This is a genomic window from Psychrobacter sp. Cmf 22.2 (genome assembly GCF_001921745.1).
Classification (GTDB): Bacteria; Pseudomonadota; Gammaproteobacteria; order Pseudomonadales; family Moraxellaceae; genus Psychrobacter.
This window is the reverse complement of the sequence record NZ_MRYA01000014.1, coordinates 1-5111: the sequence shown is the minus strand read 5'-3', so window position 1 is coordinate 5111 and position 5111 is coordinate 1. Positions and strand designations below refer to the sequence as shown.

Annotated in this window: 2 tRNA genes and 2 rRNA genes; all 4 read right to left on the bottom strand. The window is 49.5% G+C overall.

From position 1 onward, the window contains the following. Window positions 1-30: 30 nt before the first annotated feature. Window positions 31-2886 (bottom strand): 23S ribosomal RNA (locus BTV98_RS13130). Window positions 2887-3210: 324 nt separating this feature from the next. Next, a tRNA-Ala gene (locus BTV98_RS13125) sits at window positions 3211-3286 on the bottom strand. Between the two features lie 9 nt (window positions 3287-3295). Further along, window positions 3296-3372 (bottom strand) — tRNA-Ile (locus BTV98_RS13120). An 85-nt stretch (window positions 3373-3457) separates the two neighbouring features. After that, a 16S ribosomal RNA gene (locus BTV98_RS13115) occupies window positions 3458-4996 on the bottom strand. The 16S and 23S rRNA genes sit together here with 2 tRNA genes alongside, the layout of an rRNA operon. Between the last annotated feature and the right edge of the window lie 115 nt (window positions 4997-5111).

The window sequence follows — 5111 nt, the reverse complement described above, 5'->3', positions numbered from 1 at the left end:
ATAGATAGCTACAAACCACTTGGGTGTTGTATGGTCAAGCCAAACGAGCAATTAGTACAGGTTAGCTACACGCATCGCTGCGCTTCCACACCCTGCCTATCAACGTCCTAGTCTTGAACGGCTCTTTAGGGAAATCTAATCTTGAGGTGGGCTTCCCGCTTAGATGCTTTCAGCGGTTATCCCATCCGAACGTAGCTACCGGGCAATGCCATTGGCATGACAACCCGAACACCAGTGGTTCGTCCACTCTGGTCCTCTCGTACTAGGAGCAGATCCTCTCAAATTTCCAACGCCCACGGTAGATAGGGACCGAACTGTCTCACGACGTTCTAAACCCAGCTCGCGTACCTCTTTAAATGGCGAACAGCCATACCCTTAGGACCTGCTTCAGCCCTAGGATGAGATGAGCCGACATCGAGGTGCCAAACACCGCCGTCGATATGAACTCTTGGGCGGTATCAGCCTGTTATCCCCAGAGTACCTTTTATCCGTTGAGCGATGGCCCTTCCATACAGAACCACCGGATCACTAAGACCTACTTTCGTACCTGCTCGACTTGTGGGTCTCGCAGTTAAGCGCGCTTTTGCCTTTATACTCTATGAACGATTTCCGACCGTTCTGAGCGCACCTTCGTACTCCTCCGTTACTCTTTAGGAGGAGACCGCCCCAGTCAAACTACCCACCATACATTGTCCTCGGTATTGTTATACCTGAGTTAGAACCCCAACATGACCAGGGTGGTATTTCAAGATTGGCTCCACCAAGACTAGCGTCTCGGCTTCAAAGCCTCCCACCTATCCTGCACAAGTCAGGTCAAAGTTCAATGTAAAGCTGTAGTAAAGGTTCACGGGGTCTTTCCGTCTAGCCGCGGGTACACAGCATCTTCACTGCGATTTCGATTTCACTGAGTCTCTGCTGGAGACAGCGCTGCCATCATTATGTCATTCGTGCAGGTCGGAACTTACCCGACAAGGAATTTCGCTACCTTAGGACCGTTATAGTTACGGCCGCCGTTTACTGGGGCTTCGATCAAGACCTTCGCTTACGCTAAGCCCATCAATTAACCTTCCAGCACCGGGCAGACATCACACCCTATACGTCCACTTTCGTGTTTGCAGAGTGCTGTGTTTTTAATAAACAGTTGCAGCAGCCTGGTATCTGCGACTGCCAACAGCTCAAGGAGCAAGTCCTATCACCATCAACAGCGTACCTTCTCCCGAAGTTACGGTACCATTTTGCCTAGTTCCTTCAGCAGAGTTCTCTCAAGCGCCTTGGTATTCTCTACCTGATCACCTGTGTCGGTTTAGGGTACGATTCGTTTATGACTATCGCTTAGAAGCTTTTCCTGGAAGCCTGGTATTTGCCACTTCGTCCTACAAGTAGGACTTGCTATCAGATCTCGGTATATAATAGCCCGGATTTACCTAAGCTATAAACCTACATCCTTTCACCTAGATAACCATCACTAGGCTGACATAACCTTCTCCGTCCCTCCATCGCATCATAAACAAGTATCGGAATATTAACCGATTTCCCATCGACTACGCCTTTCGGCCTCGCCTTAGGGGTCGACTCACCCAGCCCCGATTAACGTTGGACTGGAACCCTTGATCTTCCGGCGTGGATGCTTTTCACACCCATTATCGTTACTCACGTCAGCATTCGCTCTTGTGATACCTCCAGCACACTTTACAATGCACCTTCTCAGGCTTACACAACGCTCCCCTACCACTTGAAAACAAATTCAAATCCGCAGCTTCGGCTCCTAGTTTGAGCCCCGTTACATCTTCCGCGCGGGCCGACTCGACTAGTGAGCTATTACGCTTTCTTTAAAGGATGGCTGCTTCTAAGCCAACCTCCTAGCTGTCTATGCCTTCCCACCTCGTTTCCCACTTAACTAGGAATTTGGGGCCTTAGCTGGCGGTCTGGGTTGTTTCCCTCTCCACAATGGACGTTAGCACCCACTGTGTGTCTCCCGGATATCACTCATCGGTATTCGGAGTTTGCATCGGTTTGGTAAGTCGGTATGACCCCCTAGCCGAAACAGTGCTCTACCCCCAATGGTGTTCGTCCGAGGCGCTACCTAAATAGCTTTCGGGGAGAACCAGCTATCACCGAGTTTGATTAGCCTTTCACCCCTATCCACAAGTCATCCCCTGGCTTTTCAACGACAGTGGGTTCGGTCCTCCGGTGCCTGTTACGGCACTTTCAACCTGCTCATGGATAGATCACTCGGTTTCGGGTCTATACCCTGCAACTCATCGCCCTATTAAGACTCGGTTTCCCTACGGCTCCCCAAAACGGTTAACCTCGCTACAGAATATAAGTCGCTGACCCATTATACAAAAGGTACGCGGTCACCCAACAAGTGGGCTCCCACTGCTTGTACGCACACGGTTTCAGGTTCTATTTCACTCCCCTCACAGGGGTTCTTTTCGCCTTTCCCTCACGGTACTGGTTCACTATCGGTCAGTCAGGAGTATTTAGCCTTGGAGGATGGTCCCCCCATCTTCAAACAGGATTTCTCGTGTCCCGCTCTACTTAATATGTCAATGCTAGAATTTAAAATACGGGGCTATCACCCACTATGGCCAGCTTTCCCACACTGTTCTTCTATTCTAGTATCAATCGGCTTCTCCCCGTTCGCTCGCCGCTACTTGGGGAATCTCATTTGATGTCTTTTCCTAAGGGTACTGAGATGTTTCACTTCCCCTCGTTCGCCTCCTAATAAATTAGGATACCTACCTTATGGTAAGTGGGTTTCCCCATTCAGAAATCTCCGGATCACAGGATATTGCCGCCTCCCCGAAGCTTATCGCAGGCTGTCACGTCTTTCATCGCCTCTGACTGCCAAGGCATCCACCATGTGCGCTTAATTACTTGACCATACAACCCCAAAGGGTCTTTGTCAGCAATTATAACGATATCACCTATGTTTACGCTTGATTCAGTTCTCTTTACTTTTTTAATAATCAACCCCTGGGATAACAACTGATGTCGTTAAGAGGTCGATTATTAAGGTTAACGACAACACGTGAACATGTTGTTGTTAACCCAGACTCATATCTATGTTTTTAAATAGTTTCTATCTTCTCGTCGAATGACAGATTTCCGTATAAAACAGAAAGAAGTAATCAGTATCTTATCTATGCTAGTTAGATAAGTGAATCACTTGTTTCTATTTATACCTATCGCATCGCTGTTTACTGATGGTGGAGCCAAACGGAGTCGAACCGTTGACCTCCTGCGTGCAAGGCAGGCGCTCTACCAACTGAGCTATGGCCCCATGTGTAAGTGGTAGGCCTGGGCAGACTTGAACTGCCGACCCCCGCGTTATCAACACGGTGCTCTAACCAGCTGAGCTACAGGCCTGTACGAGGCATATACCTCTAACTAGTAAACTAGCTTAAACTAAAGAACAACTTGTTGTGAATTCTTGCCAAGTGAATGCCGTCTATAAGGAGGTGATCCAGCCGCAGGTTCCCCTACGGCTACCTTGTTACGACTTCACCCCAGTCATCAACCACACCGTGGTGATCGCCGTCCTAAAAGGTTCGGCTAACCACTTCTGGTGCAATCAACTCCCATGGTGTGACGGGCGGTGTGTACAAGGCCCGGGAACGTATTCACCGCGGCATTCTGATCCGCGATTACTAGCGATTCCTACTTCATGGAGTCGAGTTGCAGACTCCAATCTGGACTACGATAGGCTTTTTGAGATTCGCATCACATCGCTGTGTAGCTGCCCTCTGTACCTACCATTGTAGCACGTGTGTAGCCCTGGTCGTAAGGGCCATGATGACTTGACGTCGTCCCCGCCTTCCTCCAGTTTGTCACTGGCAGTATCCTTAGAGTTCCCGGCCAAACCGCTGGTAACTAAGGAAAAGGGTTGCGCTCGTTGCGGGACTTAACCCAACATCTCACGACACGAGCTGACGACAGCCATGCAGCACCTGTATTCTAATTCCCGAAGGCACTCCCGCATCTCTGCAGGATTCTAGATATGTCAAGACCAGGTAAGGTTCTTCGCGTTGCATCGAATTAAACCACATGCTCCACCGCTTGTGCGGGCCCCCGTCAATTCATTTGAGTTTTAACCTTGCGGCCGTACTCCCCAGGCGGTCTACTTATTGCGTTAGCTGCGTCACTAAGTCCTCAAGGGACCCAACGACTAGTAGACATCGTTTACGGCGTGGACTACCAGGGTATCTAATCCTGTTTGCTACCCACGCTTTCGAGCCTCAGTGTCAGTATGATGCCAGGAAGCTGCCTTCGCCATCGGTATTCCTTCAGATCTCTACGCATTTCACCGCTACACCTGAAATTCTACTTCCCTCTCACCTACTCTAGCTTAACAGTATCAGATGCAGTTCCCAGGTTAAGCCCGGGGATTTCACATCTGACTTATCAAGCCACCTACGCTCGCTTTACGCCCAGTAATTCCGATTAACGCTTGCACCCTCTGTATTACCGCGGCTGCTGGCACAGAGTTAGCCGGTGCTTATTCTGCAGCTAATGTCATCGTCTGTGGGTATTAACCACAGAGTCTTCTTCACTGCTTAAAGTGCTTTACAACCAAAAGGCCTTCTTCACACACGCGGCATGGCTGGATCAGGGTTGCCCCCATTGTCCAATATTCCCCACTGCTGCCTCCCGTAGGAGTCCGGGCCGTGTCTCAGTCCCGGTGTGGCTGATCATCCTCTCAGACCAGCTACAGATCGTCGCCATGGTAGGCCTTTACCCCACCATCTAGCTAATCCGACTTAGGCTCATCTAATAGCGAGAGCAACAAGTTGCCCCCTTTCTCCCGTAGGTCGTATGCGGTATTAATTCGAGTTTCCCCGAGCTATCCCCCACTACTAGGTAGATTCCTAAGTATTACTCACCCGTCCGCCGCTCGACGCCTACCAGCAAGCTGGTATCGTTTCCGCTCGACTTGCATGTGTTAAGCCTGCCGCCAGCGTTCAATCTGAGCCATGATCAAACTCTTCAGTTTAATCTTGCTTGAAGTCTTCACTATAAATAGTAAGACGACTTCTAATCTTGACTCATCTAATCTGGCAATTACGCTCTTCGTATATGTTCGTAATGAATTAACTTTGAGTTTTTTT